Below are 20,279 nucleotides of genomic sequence, written 5' to 3'. Positions count from 1 at the left end.
GCGTGGTCTTATTTCCCTTGAGGCAGCAGACCGTGGTGTCTGCGCGGACCGAACCCCAGGAGGCGCTGCGATGACACGGTCGACCGTGATCCTGCGTGATGCGACACCGGCGGATGCAGTCGCGCTGGCCGAGCTGTGGGCCGACACCCTGCGCCGCGGCGAGCGCGTCGAGCGCGCCGCCGACCTCGACGTGCTGCTCGCCCGGGCGGCGGCCGACCCCGACCTGCGCATCGTCGTCGCGGAGTGCGAGGGGCACCTCGCCGGCGGCGTCCACCTGCAGGCCACCACGCTGTCGGCGCTGAACCTCGAGCCGGTCGTGCAGGCGCTCTCGCCCCAGGTGTTCCCCGAGTTCCGCCGCCGCGGCGTCGGCCGGGCGCTGATGGAGGCCGCGGTCGTCTTCGCCGAGGAGAAGGGGATCTCGCACATCGCCACCGCGTCGTTCAGCAGCTCGCGCGACGCCAACCGATTCATGGCCCGCCTCGCGTTCGCCCCCCAGGCGGTGCTGCGCATCGCCCCCACCGCCGCGGCCCGCGCCAAGCTGACCGCCCAGCGGCCGGCGTTCGCCCGGACCACGACGAACCGCCCGCTGGGCCAGCTGCTGGCCGCGCGACGCTCGATGCGCCGCTCCGAGGTCACCCAGGGCTGAGCGCCGCGCGCGAATCGGCGACGCGCTCGGCCGCCGACGTGCACAGCCGTGCCGGGCTCAGCCGTTGAGGCGCTCGGTCGGGATCAGCGCGCAGGTGATGCGCGAGGTGCAGATCCGCTTGCCGCGCTCGTCGCTGACCACGATCTCGTAGGCGGTGCTGGTCCGGCCCAGGTGGATCGCGGTGGCCACGGCGGTCACCGTCCCGGAGGTCGCGGAGCGGTGGTGGGTGGCGTTGATGTCGACGCCCACCGCCAGCCGGTCCGGGTACGCGTGGATGGCCGAGCCGATCGAGCCCAGGGTCTCGGCGAGCACCACCGAAGCGCCGCCGTGCAGCAGGCCGTACGGCTGGGTGTTGCCCTCGACGGGCATGGTGGCCACCACCCGCTCGGCGGAGACCTCCTGCAGCTCGATGCCCATCTTGTCGTTGAGGCCGCCCATGCCGTGCGGCATGGAGGCGAGGTAGGCGTGCACGTCGAGGTGGCCGTCGGCGTCGGGCGCGGGCTGGGCGGGGGGAGTGGCGTGGCTCATGGCCGCCATTGTGGCCGACCCCATCGTCGCCGGGAGCGGGGGTGGTCCCCGATAGAGTCGGCGGGTGCCCGAGATCGCCCCTTCGCCCGACGCCCCCGCCGACCGTCCGCGGCTGCTGCTGCTCGACGGCCACTCCCTGGCCTACCGCGCGTTCTTCGCGTTGCCGGTGGAGAACTTCTCCACCAGCACCGGCCAGCACACCAACGCGGTCTACGGCTTCACCTCGATGCTCATCAACGTGCTGCGCGACGAGGAGCCGACCCACGTCGGGGTCGCCTTCGACAAGTCGCGCCAGACCTTCCGCCTCGAGGAGTACCCGGAGTACAAGGCCAAGCGGAACAAGACCCCCGACGAGTTCAAGAGCCAGCTCCCGCTGATCCAGGAGGTGCTGGACGCGCTGCACATCCCGCACATGGAGCTCGACGGCTACGAGGCCGACGACATCATCGCGACGCTGACCACCCAGGCGGTGGCGCAGGGCTTCGAGGTGCTGATCCTCACCGGCGACCGCGACTCCCTGCAGCTGGTCGGACCGACCTCCACCGTGCTCTACCCGATGCGTGGCGTGAGCGAGCTGGCCCGGATGACGCCGGAGGCGGTCCAGGACAAGTACGGCCTGCCGCCGCACCGCTACCCCGAGCTGGCGGCGCTGGTCGGTGAGGACTCCGACAACCTGCCCGGGATCCCGGGCGTGGGCCCGAAGACGGCCGCGAAGTGGATCAACACCTACGACGGCCTCGACAACGTCATCGCCCGCGCCGACGAGGTCAAGGGCAAGGCCGGCGAGAGCCTGCGCGCCCACCTGGGCGACGTGATCCGCAACCGTCACCTCAACCGCCTGGTCTGCGACCTCGCCCTGCCGGCGTCGCCCACCGACCTGCTGCGTCGTCCCTGGGACCGTCAGCAGGTGCACACCCTCTTCGACGGCCTGGAGTTCCGGGTCCTGCGCGACCGGCTCTTCGAGACCCTCGAGTCCGAGGAGCTGGTCGAGGAGGGCGGCTTCGAGCTCGACGGCAGCAGGCTGGCCCCCGGCGAGGTGGCCGGCTGGCTCGAGGCCCACGGGCGCGCCACGGACGGGGCGCGGGTCGGCGTCGCCGTACAGGGCAGCTGGCGTGCCGGGACCGGCGAGATCTGGTCGGTGGCGCTGGCCGCCTCCGACGGCACGGCCGCCTGGGTGGACACCGCCGCGCTGAGCCCCGAGGACGACGCCGCGCTGGCGGCGTGGTTCGCCGACGCCGAGGTCGCGAAGGTCCTGCACGACGCCAAGGGGCCGATGCTCGCCCTGGCCGCACGCGGCTGGCCGCTGCGCGGCCTGGTCAGCGACACCGCGCTCGCGGCGTACCTGGTCCGCCCCGATCAGCGCTCCTACGACCTCGCCGACCTCACCCTGCGCTACCTGCGCCGCGAGCTGCGCCAGGAGTCCGCCGACAGCGGTCAGCTCAGCTTCGACAGCGTCGACGACACCGGCGCCTCCGACACCGCGATGCTGCACGCCCGGGCGGTGCTCGACCTGGCCGAGGCGCTGGACGAGGCCGTCGAGGAGCACGGCGGGACGCGCCTGCTCGCCGAGGTCGAGCTGCCTCTGGTCGACCGGCTCGCGGCGATGGAGCAGACCGGCATCGCCGTCGACGTCGAGCACCTGGAGAGCCTGGAGTCGCACTTCGGTGACGAGGTGCGCACGGCGGCGCAGGACGCCTACGACGTCATCGGCAAGGAGATCAACCTCGGCTCTCCCAAGCAGCTGCAGGTGGTGCTCTTCGACGAGCTGAACATGCCGAAGACCAAGCGCACGAAGACCGGCTACACCACCGACGCCGACGCGCTGCAGCAGCTGTTCGAGAAGACCGAGCACCCGTTCCTGCAGCACCTGCTGCGCCACCGCGACGTGATCCGGCTGCGCCAGACGGTGGAGGGGCTGCTCAAGACGGTGGCCTCGGACGGGCGCATCCACACCACCTTCAACCAGATGATCGCGGCCACCGGCCGGCTCTCCAGCACCGACCCGAACCTGCAGAACATCCCGGTGCGCACCGAGGAGGGGCGGCGCATCCGCGAGGCGTTCGTGGTCGGCGAGGGCTACGACTGCCTGCTGACGGCCGACTACAGCCAGATTGAGATGCGGATCATGGCGCACCTGTCCGAGGACGAGCTGCTCATCGAGGCGTTCCGCTCGGGCCAGGACTTCCACTCCATCACCGCCGCGCGGGTCTTCGACGTCGAGCCGGACGCGGTCGGGCCCGAGATGCGCGCCAAGATCAAGGCGATGAACTACGGCCTGGCCTACGGCCTCTCGGCCTACGGGCTGGCCCAGCAGCTGCGGATCAGGCCGGGGGAGGCCCAGGGCCTGATGGACGAGTACTTCGAGACCTTCGGCGGGGTGCGCGACTACCTCGGCGGCATCGTCGACGAGGCACGGCGCTCGGGCTTCACCGAGACGATCATGGGGCGCCGGCGCTATCTGCCGGACCTGACCAGCGACAACCGCCAGCGCCGGGAGATGGCCGAGCGGATGGCGCTCAACGCGCCGATCCAGGGCTCGGCCGCCGACCTGATCAAGGTCGCGATGCTCAACGTCGACGCCGCCCTCGCCGAGCAGGGGCTGCGCTCGCGGATGCTGCTGCAGGTCCACGACGAGCTCGTGCTCGAGGTGGCGCCCGGCGAGCGCGAGAGCCTGGAGGCGCTGGTGCGCGAGCAGATGGGCCGCGCCGCGGACCTGACCGTGCCGCTGGACGTGTCGGTGGGCACCGGACGCAGCTGGCACGAGGCGGCTCACTGAGCGGGGCGGCTCACTGAGCGGGGCGGCTCACTGAGGGCGGCTCAGTGAGCGCGCTGCTCACTGGGTGGGCGGCGCCTCAGCCGGCTCCGGCGCGTTGCGGCGGCGCAGGTTGACGGCGAGCAGCATCGCCAGCAGCAGCACGTCGGCGCCGACCACCACCGCGAGCAGGGCGCCGAGACCGGTGGTGGACAGGCCGGCCGCGACCAGCACCGCCAGGGCCGCCCAGACCAGGTAGACCGAGCGCTGCCCCTGGCGGGCCAGCACGGCGTAGACGAGGAGCTGGAGCATGGACAGCACCGTGCCCAGCACCGAGAAGAGCCACAGCCGTGACTCGACGTCGGCGTAGTCCACCCCGCCGACGAAGACCATCGCCAGCCCGGGCAGCAGCGCGACCGCCAGCGTGCACAGGGCACCCAGCGCGGCCACCAGCCCCAGGCTGCGGGTCAGCGCCCGGCGACGCTCGTGCGGCGAGGACATCTCGGGGAAGGCCACCACCACGACGAACTGGGGCAGGAACAGCACGGCCTTGGTGAGGATCAGGCCGCCGGCGTACAAGCCGGCGTCGTGGTCGTCGAGCACGTTGCGCGCCACCACCACGTCGATGTTGGACAGGGCGTAGAACGCCAGCAGCGCCTGGGAGTTGTGCACGGTCTCGCGCACCACCGCGCCGGCCGCGTGGAGGCTGCTGCGCCCGCCGGTCCGGCGACCGCGCAGGACGTACCAGCCGACCAGCACCGGGGCGACGGCCCCGAGGGTCACGCCGAGCATCGCACTGGTCGCGCTCGGCTGCCACAGGATCAGGGCGATGCCGAGGAGCAGGCGCGGAACGCCGCTGGCGACGTACATCAGGGCCAGCGGGAACCAGCGCCGCTCGCCCTGGAGGATCCCGGCCTGGCCGCCCATCAGCGTGAGCGGTACCGCGGCCACCGCGACCAGCATCGCGGTGGGCAGGTGGTCCAGGCGCAGGACCAGGTTGACCACCGGTGAGAGCACCAGCATCACGACGCCGAGCGCGATCGCGCCGCGCACGGTCACCCGCATGATCACGTCCTCGATCTGCGCGACGTGCTCGGGGTCGGCGGAGATCCGGCGCGCGGCCGTGGCCTGCAGCCCGAGCTGGACCACGCTGACCACGAGCAGGGTGGCCATCAACCCGGCGAGCGCGCCGTAGGAACGGGGCCCGAGGAGGCGAGCGGCCAGCATCGTGAAGCCGTAGGTGGCGAGGTTCATCACCGCCATCGCGACGGCGATGGAGCCGCCGCTGCGCATGAACGCCCCCACATTGCGCCTGGTGTTCACCACGGGCCGGAGTGTGTCACAGGACCCCGGCGCCACCGCGTCCGGACGACTCCCAGCGGTGGCACGCCCGGCCCTCTACAGTGGGTCCCCACATGAGCGTCCGAAAGCCCTGGCACCCGAGTTCCTGGTGGTGCCTCTTCGTCTATGTCGTGCTCGGTCTCTCGATCTTCATCGAGCAGTTCGGCTCCACCACGTCGGACACCAGGCTCGACCTGACCGGCAACCCGAGCGGCTTCCTGCAGTCGAGCTTCTCGCTGTGGAATCCCCGGGTCTCGCTGGGCGAGCTGCAGAACCAGGCCTACGGCTACCTCTTCCCCCAGGGGCTGTACTTCGCGGGCCTCGACGCGCTGGGGCTTCCGGACTGGTTCTCCCAGCGGCTCTGGTCCCTGCTGCTGCTGGTCCTGGCCTGCGAGGGAATGCGCTGGCTGTGCCGCGCCATGTCGCTGCCGCCCGGCGCCGCGGCGCTGGCGGGCCTCTTCTACGGGCTGAGCCCGCGTATCGTCTCCGAGCTCGGGGTGCGCTCGGCAGAGATCCTGCCCACCGCGGTCGTGCCGTGGGCGATGCTTCCCGTGGTGCTGGTGGCCACCCACCGGATGGGGCCCAAGTCCGGTGCGATCCTCTCCGCGGCGGCGTTCGCCACCGCCGGCGGGGTCAACGGGACCGCGACCGCCGCCGTACTGCCGGTGGTGGCGATCTTCGTGCTGTGGGCGGTGCTGCGCGGCCGCACCCGCTGGACCTTCCTGCTGTGGTGGGGAGGCGCGATCGCGGCGGTCAGCCTGTGGTGGGCCGTCTCCCTGCTCACCCTCGGGCAGTACAGCCCGGCCTTCTTCGACTACGTCGAGGACGCTCCGACCACGACGTCCACGGCGGGCTTCGCCTCCTCGCTGCGCGGGGGGAGCAACTGGGTCAACTACATCGTCGTCGCGGGACGTCCCTGGTGGCCGGCCGGCTGGGAGGTCTCCTTCAACCCCTGGATCGTGTTGGCGAGCGGGGCGCTGGCGGCACTGGGCCTGCTGGGGCTCAGCCGGTACCGGGGCGCCTATCGCATGCCCCTGGTGCTGTCCGCCGCGCTCGGACTGATCTGCCTCACCTTGGCGCACACCGGGACGGGGTCGGGCTGGCTGAACCCCGTCGTGCAGGACCTGCTCGACGGCGCGCTGGCCCCGCTGCGCAACGTCCACAAGGTGGACGCGGTGCTGCGTGTCCCGTTGGCCTTCGGCGTCGGGGTGATCGCCGGCGAGCTGATCGCGGCGCTTCCACGTCGACGACCCCGCCCCAGCGCGGGGCGAACCGTGCTGGCAGGGGCCCTGTGCCTGGCCATGGTGGCGTCCCTGACCGCGATGGCGTGGCCGATCGTGCGCGGAGAGACCAGGACACCGGGCTGGCGCGCGGTCCCGTCGTACTGGACCGAGGCATCGGACTACCTCGATGAGCGTCGTGACCAGGGCGCGGCCTGGGTGGTGCCCGGGGCCGGCTTCGGTATCCAGTCGTGGGGCTGGACCATGGAGGAGCCTCTTCAGGTGCTGGGCACGGCGCCGTGGGTGACCCGATCTCAGGTCCCGCTCACCCCCGCCGCGTCCATCCGGATGATGACGTGGCTCGAGGAGCTGCTCGAGACCGGCACCGGCTCGCCGTACCTGGGCACCATCCTGCAGCGGGTCGGGATCGGGCGCATCGTCGTTCGCCACGACCTCGACCAGGAGCTGTCCGAGGCGCCGCTCTCGTCGATGGTGGCGATCGCGCTCGCACGCTCTCGTGGCATCACGCGTGCCGCGCACTTCGGGGCCGGCGACCTCGGACCGATGGTCGAGATCTTCGAGGTCGACGGCGGCGCCCCGGCGCGCTACCAGCTGCGCGACGCCGACGACGCGGTGACTGTGACCAGCAGCGTCGAGGACGCCCTGGCCGCAGTGGGCGCGGGCCTGGTGGACGACGACCAGGCGGTGATGGTGCAGGGCGACACCGGCTGGGACGAGCAGGCCGAGGTCGTGGCCGACGGCTATCGCCTCAGGGAGAGGAACTTCGGGCGGGTCCACGACGCGGAGAGCGCCGTGATGACCCCGCAGGACCCGGTCCAGATCGGCCGGGTCGTGGGCAACTATCCCGCCGCCGACGGGGCCGAGCCCGTGATCGCGCGCTACCGCGGCTTCGGCGGCATCGTCGCCTCGACCTCGAGCGGCTACGCCCAGGTGTTGGGCCCCGTCCGCCCCGAGGTGGCGCCGTTCGGGGCGCTGGACGGGGACCTCACCACCCAATGGCAGTCCGGGTACCTCGTGGAGGCGACCGACCAATGGCTGGAGCTCGACCTGGGGCGCAAGCGGACGGTGCCCTCGATCACGGTGACCTCGCCACTCGACGATCCCGCGTCCAACGCGGTCACCCGGTGGGGTGTCCGGGCCGGTGGCCGGGTGTTCTCCGCAGAGGCCGACCCGATCACCGGGATCACCCGCATCGACCTGGACGGCGTGCGGGCTCGGACCGTGCGCCTGGAGGTCGACGCCGTGGCCAGGCCCGACTCCAGTGCGCCGGTCGGGGTGGCGGAGATCGAGGTCCCGGGTGTGGTCTTCGACCGGACCCTCGAGATGCCGGCGGACCGGGCGCGGGGGGACGCGAGCTACCTGTTCAGGGCTCGTCCCGAGACCCGCTCCTGCATCACGACGCTGCTCAACGCGGACTGCTCGCTCTTCCGCGGGCGGGGCAGCGAGGAGTCCGGGGGGATCGACCGGACCTTCGTGGTGCCCGAGCGGGGCACCTGGGAGATCAACGGGCTGGCCGTGGCCAGGTCGCGCCGGGGCACCGCCAACCTGTTGGAGCCGATGACCGGCCTCTCGGGCACGGGGACGTCGTGGTTCGAGTTCGAGCCCGCGGTGTCACCGCGGATGGCCTACGACGGGGACGTGTCGACTGCGTGGCTTGCTTCGCCGGCCGACCGGACTCCCACCCTCACGCTGACCTGGCCCAAGGCCCGCACCTTCGACCGGATCTCGGTGGACGCACCGCCCGCGCCGGGGCGGGCGCCGACGAGCGTCACGATCCGTGGTGGCGGACAGCGTCGGGTCGTCGACCTGACTGAGTTCGCGATCTTCGAGCCCCTCACGGCGAAGCGGCTGGAGATCACCTTCTCGCGTCCCGACGACGAGTCCGCGATCGCGCTGGGCGCCTCGGAAGTGCGGTTGAGCGGCCCGGACGGTGCGCGGTCAGGTAGCGCGCCCGTCGACGGCGCGGTGCGCAGTGGTGCGGTCTGCGGCTGGGGACCGATCCTCGAGATCGACGGCCGGGAGTACCCGACCCAGGTCGACGGCTATCTGGGAGACGTCGTCTCGGGTGGGCAGCTCTCCGTGCAGCCGTGCGAGGGCCCGGTGCGGCTGACCCCGGGCGAGCACCGCGTCAAGCTGCGCTCGACCGAGCAGTTCCAACCGGTCTCCCTGCAGCTGCTGGCGCAGGATCGCAGGCGCACCGCGGTGTCGCCGACCAGGGATGTGGAGGTGCTGGACACCGGTTCGGTCCAGGACCGGATCAGGATCAGCGACGGACCCGAGGCGATCCTCTCCACCCCGAGGAACTTCAACGCGGGGTGGGTGGCGAGGGTCGACGGGCGAGAGCTGGAGCCCCTGCGGGTGGACGGCTGGTCGCAGGGCTGGCGTGTGCCCGAGGGCGTGCGTGGCGAGGTCGACATCACCTTCGCCCCCCAGCAGTCGTACCGGACGGGGCTCGTCGGCGGGCTCGTGCTGTTGGCGGCCGTCCTCCTCGCAGCCCTGGTCGTACTCGTGCGACACCTGGTGGCGCCCCGACCCGCGTCGGGCACGACGCGGCCGGGGCGCAGGAGGAGCAGCCGACGCCGCGGGCGCGGCAAGCGTGGCGGCGTCGCGGCCCTGGCGTGTGTGGCGATCGCAGCGGTGCTGGGCGGTCCGGCTGCGCTGGGCGGTGCCCTGTTCGCGGTCGTCCTCGCCGGAGCCCCCCGCACGCGTCTGGCAGTGCTGGTGGCGGCCCTGTTCACGGGGGTCGTGATCGGGGCGGTCGCGGTGGCGAACGAGCCTGCCTACCCACCGGGCGTCGCTGACGTCTTCACCGGCTTCGGGGCGGCCCTCGCCCTCACCATCGCCGTGCTCCCGCTCGGATTCCGGCTTCGGCGTGCTCCCCTCGGCTAGGACCCTCGGCGGGCTCGTCACCGGCATCATCCTGGCGGTGGCGGTCCTGGGCCCGGTGCTGCTGCTCGAGGGCTACACCCTGCGCGGCGACATGGTCTTCGTCCCGCGCCAGCCGTGGAAGGACGCCTGGCTCGGGCTGGACGGCTCGGTGCCGCGTGCGGTGCCGATGGACGCGGTGATCTCGGTGCTGACCCAGGTGGTGCCGGGGTGGCTGGTGCAGCGGCTGCTGCTGGGGGGCGCTGTCATGGCCGGGGTGCTCGGGGTGCACCGGATGCTCCCTGCGTATCCCTGGTACGCCCAGGCCGGGGCGAGCGTGCTCTTCGTGTGGAACCCCTGGGTGGCCGAGCGCCTGCTGATCGGCCAGTGGGCCACCGTGCTGGGCTACTGCCTGCTGCCGTGGGTGGTGCTGGCGGCGCTGGCGCTGCGCGAGGACGTACGGCGGGGGTGGCCCGCGCTGGCGCTGGCGCTGGCCCTCTCGGCCGTGGCGAGCCCGTCCTCGGGACTGATGGCCGGTCTCGTCGCCGGGGTGCTGCTTGCCGGTCGATGGGCCGCCTGCGCGGTGGCCGGTGGCCTCTGGCTGGCCACGAACCTGCCGTGGATCGTGCCGGGAGTGCTCGCGGTCTCGGCGGGTGCCGCCACCGGCGAGGGCTTCGAGGCGTTCGCCGCCCGTGGCGAGTCCTCGGCCGGGCTGCTCGCCAGCCTGCTCTCGCTCGGCGGCATCTGGAAGGGCTCGGTGCACCCGGTCGAGCGCACCAGCGCCGTGCTGGTGCTCATCTCGTGCGCGCTCACCGTGGTCGCCCTGCTCGGGCTGCGGCACGCGGCTCGCCGAGAGCCGCCCCGGGTGCTCGTAGCGCTGGGGGTCGTCGCCGCGGTGTCCTTCCTGGTGGCGCTGCTCGCGGCGGCTCCCGGGGGAGCGCAGCTGATGGGTCGGCTGGCCGAGTGGCTGCCCGGGCTGGCGATGCTGCGCGACTCGCACCGGTTCCTGGCTCCGGCGGTGCTGGTGCTGCTCCCCGGCCTCGCGGCGGCGCTGGTCTGGCTGCGCGAGCGCGCCGGACCCGGGAGGGAGGCGCTGCTGGGCGTCCTCGCCCTCATCGCCGTGCTCCCCGTGCTGCTGCTGCCGAGCCTGGCCTGGGGCGCCACCGGGGCCCTGGAGCCGGTGGACTACCCCGAGGAGTGGCACGACGTGGCGGCGATGCTGGAGCGGGAGGGGCCGGCCCGCACGGTGGTCCTGCCCTGGACCGGCAGCTACCGGGGGTTCGACTGGAACGAGCACCGCGCGGTGCTGGACCCCGCGCCGCGGTTCTTCCCCGGCGAGGTGCTGATCGACGACCGGGTGCTGCTCGGCGACGAGGTGATCGCCTCCGAGGACCCGGCGCTGGGGCGGATCGCCCAGGCTCTCGACGCCGCCGACCAGGCGGCCGCGCTGCGTGCGCAGGGCGTGCGCTGGGTGCTCATCGAGAAGGGGCACCGGATCGGGCGGCAGCCGGCGGGGGAGGTGGTCCACGACGGACACGGACTCAGACTGATCGACCTCGGGAGACCGGAGTCGAATTCTCCGCCGGACTCTGCCCATCTGCCGGTCCTGGGCGCTATGTTACTCACTGGTCTGGTCGTTGGTGCGGCATTGGTCACACGACTGCGTCACACCAGGTAGTCTTCGGCCACTGAAATATGTTCTAGAGAGGATCCCCGTGATCAACAGTCTTATCGCCGCCGTCGCCGGCAGCGTCCTGGCCAGCGTCACGCTGGTCGGTGGAGTGAACCTCTACCAGTCCAGCGGCGAGAGCGAGCCCGTCTCCTCCTCCGAGCTCTACACCTACGCGGACGAGTAGACCTCCGCACCCGATGCGGGGCTTCGGCCCTCGCCCACCACACGACGCGACCGGGGGTCGCGCCGTCCCTGCTGCAACGGATGGGAGGGCCGTCACTTGCTGCAACTGATCATTCCTGCGTTCAACGAGGAGCACCGACTTCCGCGCACCCTGCGTGACCTGCGCAACTACGTGGCGGGCCGCAGCAGGATCCCGGGCGGGGTCGAGGTGATCGTCGTCGACAACGCCAGCACCGACGCCACGGCCGACCGGGCGCGTGCGGCGCACAGCCCCGCCCTGCCGGTGCGCGTGATCTCCTGCCCCACCCCGGGCAAGGGCGCCGCGGTGCGGGCGGGCGCCGCGGCCACCGACGCCGACCTCGTCGGCTTCATGGACGCCGACGGCGCCACCGCGCTCGAGGCCATCGACGAGGCCTGGCGCCTGCTGGCCGTGGGCGCGGACGTCGCCATCGGGTCGCGGGCGGTCAGCGGCTCGGTCACCCAGGCGCGTCACTCCTGGCTGCGCGAGCAGGGCGCCCTGGCCTATCGCCGGGTGGCGTCGCAGATCGTGCCGGGGGTGCAGGACACCCAGTGCGGCTTCAAGGTCATGCGCGGCGACCTCGCCCGCTCGGTGTTCTCCGAGGTGCGCACCACCGGCTTCTCCTTCGACGTCGAGCTTCTGGCCCGCGCCCGAGCCGGCGGGGCGAGGATCGCGGAGTTCCCGGTCGTGTGGACCGACGTACCCGGCTCCACCTTCGACCCGGCGCGAGACGGCGCGGGCTCGTTCCGCGACCTGGCGCTGATCGCCTGGCGTCTGCGCGACGTCCGCTCGGGTGCCCGGGTGGCCTCGCTCGTCCCGGCCGTCGCCGTCCCGGCGACCACCGCAGCCGAAGGCTGAGGTCCGAGGTGGTCACCGGCACCCGCGTCGCGGTCCTGAACTGGCGGGATCTGGGGCACGCCCTCGCGGGCGGCTCGGAGCGCTATGCCTGGGAGGCTGCTCGTGCGCTGCACGAGGAGGGTGCCCGGGTCGAGTTCGTGACCGCCCGCGAGCCGGGCGACCGCGCGGTCGAGGTCGTCGACGGCATCACGGTGCGCCGACGCGGTGGCCAGTTCACCTACTACTTCTGGGTGGTCTGGTACCTGCTCACCCGGCGTCGCAGCCTGGACGTCGTCATCGACCCCGAGTGCGGGATCCCCTCCTTCGCGCCGCTGTTCGTGCGCCGCCGCACCGCGGTCGTGCTGGTCGTGCACCACGTCCACCTGCGTCAGTTCGACGCCTACTTCCCCCGACCGCTGGCACTCCTCGGCCGCTTCCTCGAGGGGTGGCTGATGCCGCGCGTCTACGCGCGCACCCGCACGGTGGCGGTCTCGGAGTCCACCCGCCAGGAGATGCGCGACCTGCTCGGCTTCCGCAGCGAGATCGAGATCCTCGCCAACGGCGCGAGCGTGCCCGCCGACGAGGCGGTCCATGTCGCGGACAAGGATCCGGACCGGCTCCTGGTGCTGGGCCGGCTGGTGCCGCACAAGCGGGTGGGGCTGGTGATCCGGGCCGTCCGGGCGCTGGCCCAGGAACGGCCCGCCCTGCGCCTGGACATCTGCGGGCGCGGCCCCGAGGAGGAGTCGCTGCGCGCGCTGGTCGCCGAGCTCGGCCTCGAGGACCGGGTGACGCTGCACGGCTTCCTGCCCGAGGAGGAGAAGGCGACACTGCTGCGCCGCAGCGGGCTGCACGTGTGCGCCTCCGATCTCGAGGGCTGGGGGCAGGTCGTCGTCGAGGCGGCCGGGTACGGCGTGCCGACCGTGGCCCGCGACGTACCCGGACTGCGCGACTCGATCCGTCCCGGGCAGACCGGGTGGCTGGTCCCCGACATCCCGGGGGACTCCGATGCTCTGAGCCTCCGCATCACCGAGCAGCTGCGAGTGACCCTCGCCGAGCTCGACCAACCAGAGGTCCGCGCCCAGACGTTCAAGGCGTGCCGGGAGTGGGCCTCGACGTTCAGCTGGCACCGGATGCGTGCCGAGACCCGCCAGCTGGTCGCCGAGGAGCTCGCCCGGCGCCGCTGAGCGCCGCCACTGACCGTTCCCGGGCGTCGGACCCCGCCGCCCGCCATCTGACCACAACCAACGAAACGCCAAACGGCCCGCGAGTGGTTCGCGTGCCGCATGAGTGAGAGGGAACCACCCCCATGCGTCGAAAAATCGGCCCCATCCTCGTCGGATTGGGTGTCTTCCTCCTGGTGGCTGCCGCCCTGATGCGGTTCTACGCCTACCCGGCGCTCGCCGTCGCGCCGGACGACCAGAACTCCGTGACCAAGCTCGAGGCCGAGGGGGCCACGCTGTTCGACAGCGACCCCGAGGTGCTCGAGACGTTCACCACCGACCTCTCCGCCGTCAACCGCACGGTCAGCGACGCCGAGGCCACCAAGGACGCCCCCGAGGGCGTCCTGATCTACAGCGGCACGCAGTCGGTCTCCGACGGTGACGGCGTCGTCCGCTCGCGCAGCGCCGAGCGGGTCGCCTTCGACGAGGTCTCCGGGGCGGGCGTCGACTGCTGCGACACCTTCGAGGAGGCCGAGGAGGGCAAGGTCGAGGTCGTCACCCGCAAGGGCCAGGTGCTGAAGTTCCCCTTCGACACCCAGAAGAAGGACTACGACTTCTGGGACGGCGACCTGCGCGACGCCACCCCGGCCAAGTACGAGGGCGAGGAGGAGATCAAGGGCCTCAACACCTACAAGTTCGTCCAGACGATCCCCGAGACCGAGGTCGGCACCCGCTGGGTCCCGGGCTCGATCCTGAACTCCGACGAGGACACCGTCGAGGCGAACATCCTCTACCGCAACACCCGCACCATGTGGGTGGAGCCGGTGACCGGTGCCATCATCGACCGCACCGAGGACCAGCACAGCCAGTTCGAGTACGAGGGCGAGCTGCTCACCACCACCGAGGCCGTCCTGAACTACACCGACGACCAGGTGCAGGAGAACGTCGACGAGTACGGCAGCAAGGCGCTCCTGCTCGGCGGCATGCACGGCACGTTCCCGCTCGTGGCGCTGCTGCTCGGCCTGATCCTGATCGTCGCCGGCGTGCTCCTCGCCCGGCGCCAGGAGCAGGAGCCGGGGGAGAGCACCACCCACCGCGGAGACCCGGTCCCGCTCAACAAGTGATCCCGGGGCCGGGCCCGCAGGTCTGACCTGCGGGGCCCCTCAGCCGGGCAGCGCGGCGTCGATGTGTGCGAGGAGCTCCTCGCACACGTCGGCGCCGTGTGTCTTTCCGCGCCCGCGCAGGGTGAGCGTGGTGCCGGCGCCGAGCACCGTCGCGCAGCCCAGCGAGATGCCCGATCCGCCGCCGGTGACCGGGTAGAACGCGAGGTCACGCACGCCGGGGGCCCGGATCTCGCCGAGGTGCGAGACCAGGACCGTGGAGCCCAGCCGTGCCGAGAGCAGGCGCAGGCCGAGACCCATCGCGCGGGCCAGCACAGGATGGCCGCCGCCCCCCGGCTCAGCCTCGGGCGCTGCTTCGCGCAGCCGTCGGCGTACTTCCTGGGAAGTGAGCCGCTCGACCTCGAGCAGGCGCAGCAGCGCGCTGCGATCGGCGATGACGAGGTCGTCGCCGGAGCGACGCGAGGCGCCCACCGCCACCGCGACGCGCCGCGTCGGCCTGCCCCGCTCACCGTGGTACGCCGCGACGCCGGCGGCCGCGGCCACGACCAGGTCGGCGACCCGGGGTGAGCCGGGGCGTCGGCGCGCCACGCAGGTGTCGCCGGGGTGGCCCCGACGCCCGGAGCCGGGTGCGACCCGGGCCGGTGGGCGCACGGCCACCTCGGCGAGGCGGCGCAGGATCGCGGCTGCACCCCCCGGCGCCGCGGGACGCTCTCCGAGTCCCCGCGCGGAGCTGGTCACCTCGAGGCCGGTCAGCCGGTGCAGGAGGCCGAGCAGTCCCAGCCCGTCCACGTGCTGGTGGTGTGCCGCGACGACGATCGTGTCCTGGCTGACCCCGACCAGGGCGGGTCGAGCCGGCGCGGTGCTGAACCGGGCCACGAGCTCGCCGGGATCCGCCGCGGTCTCCACGGGGGCGGGGCGCCAGCCGAGCTCGGCGGCGACGACCTCGAGCCGGGAGCGGACCTCGGCCACGTCCGGCGGGTCGACGAGGCGGGCGGCCAGCACGACGTTCCACACCACGGTGGGATCGGCGACCCAGTGCGGGGGCTCGGGCGGTGGCTGTGGCGGCGTCATCGGGCGAGGTCGGCGATGTAGACGGCCGTGCCCGGGGTCAGTCGTCCGCGCACGCCCGACCAGCCGCCCCACACCCGCTCGTGCCCCTCGGGCCACTCCGGCTCGGCGATGTCGACGAGCACGAAACCGTGCCGGTGCAGGATCCGGACCCAGTCCCCGATGGTGCGGTGGTGCTCGACGTAGGAGACCCGCTCGGTCTCCGCGTCGACCTCGACGTAGGGGCGCCGGTCCCAGTAGGACTGCGAGGCGGTCAGGCCCGCCTCGCCGGGGTCGTCGGGGAACATCCAGCGGGTCGGGTGGGTGATGGAGAAGCTGAACCGGCCTCCCGGGCGCAGAACTCGGGCGACCTCGGCCACCGCGGTGTCGGCCTCGGCCACGAACTGCAGCGCACCGAAGGAGGAGAACACCACGTCGAAGGAGCCGGCGCGGAACGGCAGCGCCGTGGCGGTGCCGTGGATGTTGGCGACCGCGACACCACTGGACTCGTCGATGCGCCGGGAGTGCTGCAGCTGGCGGAAGGACAGGTCGAGCCCGACCGCCCAGGCCCCCTGGGCGATGGTCCACCGAGAGCACTGCCCGGCACCGGAGCCGACCTCGAGCACGTCCTTGCCGGCCAGCGGGCCCAGGAACCCGGCCTCGTCCTCGGTGAGGCCCTCGGGGCCCCACACGAAGCCGACGTCGCCGAGGAACTCCCCGTGCGTGGACTGGTACTCGTCGGCGTAGGCGTCCCAGTCGCGCCGGTTGGCGCGCACCGAGTCGGACTCGGTGACGGGCTCGCGCTCCACCCGGATCGCCGGCTGTGGTGCCCAGGGGATCGGCCGGTCGCTCATCGGGGCTTCACGGCGCGGGCCACGATGCTGATCCCGGGCAGGTCGCGCACCGGCAGGAAGCGCTCGGTGGCGACCGCGAGGCGCAGCCCGGCGTTGACGAGGGGGTGCACCTCCTCCATCTCGCTGTCCCCGGTGTTGGAGCGGCGTCGTACCTGGGCGACGGGGCGCAGCAGCACGTTCCACGACATCACGTCGCGCACCTCGAACCCGGCCTTCTCCAGCAGCGCGGTCAGGTCGGCCTTCTCGTAGCGGCGCAGGTGACCCAGGGCGACGTCGTGGCCGCTCCACAGCTTCATGCTGCAGGGCACGGCGACCAGGGCCCGGCCTCCGGGGCGCAGCACCCGGAAGGTCTCGCGGGCCACGGCCTCGTCGTCGTCGACGTGCTCCCACATGTCGGTGGACATGACCAGGTCGACCGAGGCGTCGGCGAAGGGGAAGCGACGCGCGTCCGCGCGCACCACCGGCAGGTCGCGGGAGGCGGCGAGGGCGGCGGCGACGGGGGAGTACTCCAGGCCGGCCACCTGCCAGCCGAGGTCGCGCAGCACCGCGGTGTTGCCGCCCGAGCCGCAGCCGATGTCGAGGGCGCGCCCGGGGGGCAGCGGCGAGACCAGCCGCCGGACCAGCGCGCGTCGCTCGGCGTACCACCAGTGCCGCTCCTCGAGCGACGCCGACTTCCTGATCTCCTGCTCGTCCACCGTGCTCCTTCGCCGCGTCCGCCGGCAGCGGACGTCCTGGCGCAGACTTTACTGGCCCCGAAGGGGCGCCCGGTGGCGGTTGAGCGGAATCCGCTCCGCGCGCTCGCCGGGGCGTGTGAGGAGGGACCCCGCAATGCGCGCTCCGGGTTGGACGCGGCCCTCCCGCGCGCGTAGTCTCTAGCCTGCGCCGAGGTCTGCCTGGGTTCCAGACGGAGCGGACCCTCGCTCGCTATCAGCGCCGACGCCCTCCGGGGTGCCCGGCGCGTCACCGCGATAGTGAACAACTGACCTCATCAGCGCTCCCGCACGACCCCATCCATCCAAGGAAATCCTTCCCTTATGACGAGTAGCATCTCCATTCTTCCTGACTACGATGCGCCCCAGGTGGCCATCAACGACATCGGGTCGGAAGAAGACTTCCTCGCGGCGATCGACGCGACCATCAAGTACTTCAACGACGGTGACATCGTCGAGGGCACCATCGTGAAGGTCGACCGTGACGAGGTCCTCCTCGACATCGGTTACAAGACCGAAGGTGTCATCCCCTCCCGTGAGCTCTCGATCAAGCACGACGTCGACCCCTCCGAGGTCGTTTCCGTGGGCGACAAGGTCGAGGCCCTGGTCCTCCAGAAGGAGGACAAGGAGGGTCGCCTGATCCTGTCCAAGAAGCGCGCCCAGTACGAGCGCGCCTGGGGCACCATCGAGCAGGTCAAGGAGGAGGACGGCGTCGTCGAGGGCACCGTCATCGAGGTCGTCAAGGGCGGCCTCATCCTGGACATCGGCCTGCGCGGCTTCCTGCCCGCGTCGCTGGTGGAGATGCGCCGCGTCCGCGACCTGCAGCCCTACGTGGGCCAGACGCTCGAGGCGAAGATCATCGAGCTCGACAAGAACCGCAACAACGTCGTGCTCTCGCGTCGTGCGTGGCTCGAGCAGACCCAGTCGGAGGTTCGCCAGGGCTTCCTGACCCAGCTGCAGAAGGGCCAGATCCGCAAGGGCGTCGTGTCCTCGATCGTCAACTTCGGTGCGTTCGTGGACCTCGGCGGCGTCGACGGTCTGGTGCACGTCTCCGAGCTGTCCTGGAAGCACATCGACCACCCCTCCGAGGTCGTGGCCGTGGGCGACGAGGTCACCGTCGAGGTGCTCGACGTGGACATGGACCGCGAGCGTGTCTCCCTCTCGCTCAAGGCGACGCAGGAAGACCCGTGGCAGCACTTCGCCCGCACCCACCAGATCGGCCAGATCGTGCCGGGCAAGGTCACCAAGCTGGTGCCCTTCGGCTCGTTCGTCCGGGTCGAGGAGGGCATCGAGGGCCTGGTGCACATCTCCGAGCTCGCCGAGCGTCACGTCGAGATCCCCGAGCAGGTCGTGCAGGTCAACGACTCGGTCATGGTCAAGATCATCGACATCGACCTCGAGCGTCGCCGGATCTCGCTGTCGCTCAAGCAGGCCAACGAGACCGCAGCCGCGTCTGACTCCGAGGACTTCGACCCGACGCTCTACGGCATGACGGCGTCGTACGACGAGCAGGGCAACTACATCTACCCCGAGGGCTTCGACCCGGAGACCGGCGAGTGGCTCGAGGGCTACGACGAGCAGCGCGCCACGTGGGAAGAGCAGTACGCCAAGGCTCACGCCCGCTGGGAGGCCCACGTCAAGCAGCAGGCCGAGGCCAAGGTTGCCGAGGCGGAGGCCGGCGAGGCCACCTCGTACTCCAGCGGTTCCGAGGAGGTCGCCGAGGCCGAGACCGGCGGTTCGCTGGCTTCGGACGAGGCGCTCCAGGCGCTGCGCGAGAAGCTCACCGGCGGTCAGTGATCCACTGACCCCGGCCCGCGCCGTGACGGCGCGGACCTGAGCACGAGGGCGAGGGCCCCGTCCACCTCCGGGTGGGCGGGGCCCTCGTCCGTCAGCGGCCCAGGGCGGTCAGCGCCAGCCCGAGCAGGAGCCGGTCCCGGGCGTCGCCGAGGCTGCGTCCGGTCAGGCCCTCGATCTGGCGCATCCGGTAGATCACGGTGTTGCGGTGGCAGAACAGCGACTCCGCCGCGTGGGTCGGTGAGCCGTTGTGGGTCAGCAGTGCCGAGAGCGTCTCCAGCAGCACCTGCCCCTGCTGCGAGGGCAGCGCCAGGACCGGTCCCACGGTCTCGGCGACCAGCAGGTGGGCGACCTCCGGGCTGGCCCCCAGCAGGACCTCGGGCAGCCGCTCGGCGACCGAGACGACCCGCGCGGTGCCGCGGGGCAGCGTCCCCGAGGCCTTCTCCGCCAGCCGGTAGGCGGTGTGGATGCCGGCCAGCCCGTCCGGGCTCTGGGCCACGCCCACCCGCCCGGTGGCGCCGGGGGCGAGCAGGGCGACGAGGTCGCTGACCGTGAGCTCGCCCAGGGAGACGAGACCGAAGTTGATCTCGCCGCGCACCCGCCAGTACGACGTCAGGCCGCTGCGCTCGAGCCTGTCGTCGGCGGCGCGAAGGGGGCCGTCGAGCTGTCCGTCGAAGTGGCCGACCACGCAGGCGACGGCGTCGTCCGGGGTGAAGCCGAGCACCTCGCGCACCTCGGCCAGGAAGGCGGCGTCGTGGTTGCCTCCCTCGACGAGCCGCTCGAGGAGGTGCTCCTGGCGCCTTCGGTCCTGCCGCTCCAGGCGAGCGCTCTCCCGGCGGTAGGCGTCGATCAGCGTGGAGCTCTGCAGGTCCAGGGCCGACCAGATCCGCTGGCCGGCGGTGAGCAGCACGCTGTCGTCCTCGTCGAGCACGCCGCGGTCGCGCTGCTCGACCAGCGCCTCCCACAGGACCCGGGTGCCGAGCGTGTAGGCGTTGAGCACGTGCTCCAGGGGCACGCCCTGGGCAGCGCGCCGCCGGCCGGTGTCGCGCCACACGTGGATGGCGCCCTCACCCGGCTCCGCGAGCCCGGCCATCGTCCGGATGCCGCGCCGCACGTGCTCACGGGTGCTGGCCCGGATGTCGGCGCGCAGCTCCGGCTGGTCGGCGTACCAGTCCTTCTCCTTTTCCAGGAGCGTCAGGGTGATGTCGTCGGCGATCGCGTCCGCCCGGTCCAGAAGCGTCGCCCAGGCGCTCTGGATCCGCTGCTTCAGGTCGGGCTCGCCTCCCCGGTGCCACGCGGGCAGCTGAGGGCGCGATGTGGCGGGCGTCACAGACATGGGCTTACGATTGCACGCTGCGCACAGGTCGCCAACCCCTCCTGGGGTGATTGGGGCGTCGCGCACGACGGATCTTGGGCGCTGAGCCCATATCGCCCGGTGGGCGCGGAGACCAAAGTGAGGGGCGTCACATTCGACGCCCCGCACGAGGTGCGGGGTTCTGCCCCAGGAGG

General features: G+C 72.3%; 15 protein-coding genes. 9 read left to right on the top strand and 6 right to left on the bottom strand.

Going from position 1 to position 20,279, the window contains the following annotated elements; genetic code table 11:
* Positions 1 to 70: 70 nt before the first annotated feature.
* The gene (locus AC6EH9_RS06935; RefSeq protein WP_498421774.1) at positions 71 to 646 is read left to right on the top strand and encodes a GNAT family N-acetyltransferase; all 576 of its coding nucleotides are present in this window, start codon (positions 71 to 73) and stop codon (positions 644 to 646) included.
* Positions 647 to 703: 57 nt separating this feature from the next.
* On the opposite strand, the gene AC6EH9_RS06930 is transcribed toward AC6EH9_RS06935, so the two are convergent.
* A complete protein-coding gene (locus AC6EH9_RS06930) occupies positions 704 to 1,174 on the bottom strand; it encodes a hotdog fold thioesterase (protein ID WP_498421773.1) in 471 nt (156 codons plus the stop codon).
* A 64-nt stretch (positions 1,175 to 1,238) separates the two neighbouring features.
* Between AC6EH9_RS06930 and polA the strand changes: the two genes are divergently transcribed.
* Positions 1,239 to 3,950: a DNA polymerase I gene (gene polA, locus AC6EH9_RS06925; RefSeq protein WP_498421772.1), complete on the top strand. Its 2,712-nt coding sequence runs from the start codon at positions 1,239 to 1,241 to the stop codon at positions 3,948 to 3,950.
* Between the two features lie 57 nt (positions 3,951 to 4,007).
* On the opposite strand, the gene AC6EH9_RS06920 is transcribed toward polA, so the two are convergent.
* Positions 4,008 to 5,252 carry a lipopolysaccharide biosynthesis protein gene (locus AC6EH9_RS06920; RefSeq protein WP_498421771.1) on the bottom strand — a complete coding sequence of 415 codons (1,245 nt, stop codon included), beginning with the start codon at positions 5,250 to 5,252 and terminating at the stop codon, positions 4,008 to 4,010.
* Between the two features lie 89 nt (positions 5,253 to 5,341).
* On the opposite strand from AC6EH9_RS06920, the gene AC6EH9_RS06915 reads away from it, so the two are divergent.
* The 6 genes from AC6EH9_RS06915 (at position 5,342) to pgfA (ending at position 14,368) form a co-directional block, all read left to right on the top strand.
* Complete coding sequence (locus tag AC6EH9_RS06915) at positions 5,342 to 9,397, top strand: alpha-(1->3)-arabinofuranosyltransferase domain-containing protein (RefSeq protein WP_498421770.1); 4,056 nt, start codon at positions 5,342 to 5,344, stop codon at positions 9,395 to 9,397.
* Positions 9,381 to 11,051, top strand: a complete 1,671-nt coding sequence (locus AC6EH9_RS06910) for an MmpA family trehalose lipid delivery protein (protein ID WP_498421769.1) — start codon at positions 9,381 to 9,383, stop codon at positions 11,049 to 11,051. Before AC6EH9_RS06915 ends, AC6EH9_RS06910 begins: the two co-directional genes overlap by 17 nt.
* A gap of 37 nt (positions 11,052 to 11,088) precedes the next feature.
* A complete protein-coding gene (locus AC6EH9_RS06905; protein ID WP_498421768.1) occupies positions 11,089 to 11,229 on the top strand; it encodes a hypothetical protein in 141 nt (46 codons plus the stop codon).
* Between the two features lie 96 nt (positions 11,230 to 11,325).
* Entirely contained in the window at positions 11,326 to 12,105 is a 780-nt protein-coding gene (locus AC6EH9_RS06900) for a glycosyltransferase (RefSeq protein ID WP_498421767.1), read from the top strand.
* Between the two features lie 8 nt (positions 12,106 to 12,113).
* The gene (locus AC6EH9_RS06895; protein WP_498421766.1) at positions 12,114 to 13,268 is read left to right on the top strand and encodes a glycosyltransferase family 4 protein; all 1,155 of its coding nucleotides are present in this window, start codon (positions 12,114 to 12,116) and stop codon (positions 13,266 to 13,268) included.
* A gap of 122 nt (positions 13,269 to 13,390) precedes the next feature.
* Complete coding sequence (gene pgfA, locus AC6EH9_RS06890; RefSeq protein ID WP_498421765.1) at positions 13,391 to 14,368, top strand: cell envelope lipid trafficking protein PgfA; 978 nt, start codon at positions 13,391 to 13,393, stop codon at positions 14,366 to 14,368.
* Between the two features lie 39 nt (positions 14,369 to 14,407).
* Here pgfA and AC6EH9_RS06885 read toward each other — a convergent pair whose 3' ends face one another.
* Genes AC6EH9_RS06885 through AC6EH9_RS06875 form a run of 3 tightly spaced genes read right to left on the bottom strand, consistent with a single transcriptional unit; the run spans position 14,408 to position 16,961 of the window.
* Entirely contained in the window at positions 14,408 to 15,436 is a 1,029-nt protein-coding gene (locus tag AC6EH9_RS06885) for a hypothetical protein (RefSeq protein ID WP_498421764.1), read from the bottom strand.
* Positions 15,433 to 16,266: a class I SAM-dependent methyltransferase gene (locus tag AC6EH9_RS06880; protein WP_498421763.1), complete on the bottom strand. Its 834-nt coding sequence runs from the start codon at positions 16,264 to 16,266 to the stop codon at positions 15,433 to 15,435. The genes AC6EH9_RS06885 and AC6EH9_RS06880 overlap by 4 nt, the downstream gene beginning before the upstream one ends.
* A complete protein-coding gene (locus AC6EH9_RS06875; RefSeq protein WP_498421762.1) occupies positions 16,263 to 16,961 on the bottom strand; it encodes a class I SAM-dependent methyltransferase in 699 nt (232 codons plus the stop codon). The genes AC6EH9_RS06880 and AC6EH9_RS06875 overlap by 4 nt, the downstream gene beginning before the upstream one ends.
* Positions 16,962 to 17,300: 339 nt before the next feature.
* On the opposite strand from AC6EH9_RS06875, the gene rpsA reads away from it, so the two are divergent.
* Positions 17,301 to 18,773, top strand: coding sequence for a 30S ribosomal protein S1 (gene rpsA, locus AC6EH9_RS06870; RefSeq protein WP_498421761.1), 1,473 nt, complete (start codon positions 17,301 to 17,303; stop codon positions 18,771 to 18,773).
* Positions 18,774 to 18,864: 91 nt separating this feature from the next.
* On the opposite strand, the gene AC6EH9_RS06865 is transcribed toward rpsA, so the two are convergent.
* A complete protein-coding gene (locus AC6EH9_RS06865) occupies positions 18,865 to 20,106 on the bottom strand; it encodes a PucR family transcriptional regulator (RefSeq protein WP_498421760.1) in 1,242 nt (413 codons plus the stop codon).
* Positions 20,107 to 20,279: the final 173 nt, after the last annotated feature.

This window comes from Nocardioides sp. Z21_20, from assembly GCF_059766585.1.
The sequence above is the reverse complement of the archived record's forward strand: the minus strand, read 5'-3'. Positions and strand labels throughout refer to the sequence as shown.

Coding starts and splice junctions, on each gene's coding strand:
- AC6EH9_RS06935 (WP_498421774.1), top strand. CDS start 71: ATGACACGGTCGACCGTGATCCTGCGTGATGCGACACCGGCGGATGCA.
- AC6EH9_RS06930 (WP_498421773.1), bottom strand. CDS start 1,174: ATGAGCCACGCCACTCCCCCCGCCCAGCCCGCGCCCGACGCCGACGGC.
- AC6EH9_RS06915 (WP_498421770.1), top strand. CDS start 5,342: ATGAGCGTCCGAAAGCCCTGGCACCCGAGTTCCTGGTGGTGCCTCTTC.
- pgfA (WP_498421765.1), top strand. CDS start 13,391: ATGCGTCGAAAAATCGGCCCCATCCTCGTCGGATTGGGTGTCTTCCTC.
- AC6EH9_RS06885 (WP_498421764.1), bottom strand. CDS start 15,436: ATGACGCCGCCACAGCCACCGCCCGAGCCCCCGCACTGGGTCGCCGAT.
- AC6EH9_RS06880 (WP_498421763.1), bottom strand. CDS start 16,266: ATGAGCGACCGGCCGATCCCCTGGGCACCACAGCCGGCGATCCGGGTG.
- rpsA (WP_498421761.1), top strand. CDS start 17,301: ATGACGAGTAGCATCTCCATTCTTCCTGACTACGATGCGCCCCAGGTG.
- AC6EH9_RS06865 (WP_498421760.1), bottom strand. CDS start 20,106: ATGTCTGTGACGCCCGCCACATCGCGCCCTCAGCTGCCCGCGTGGCAC.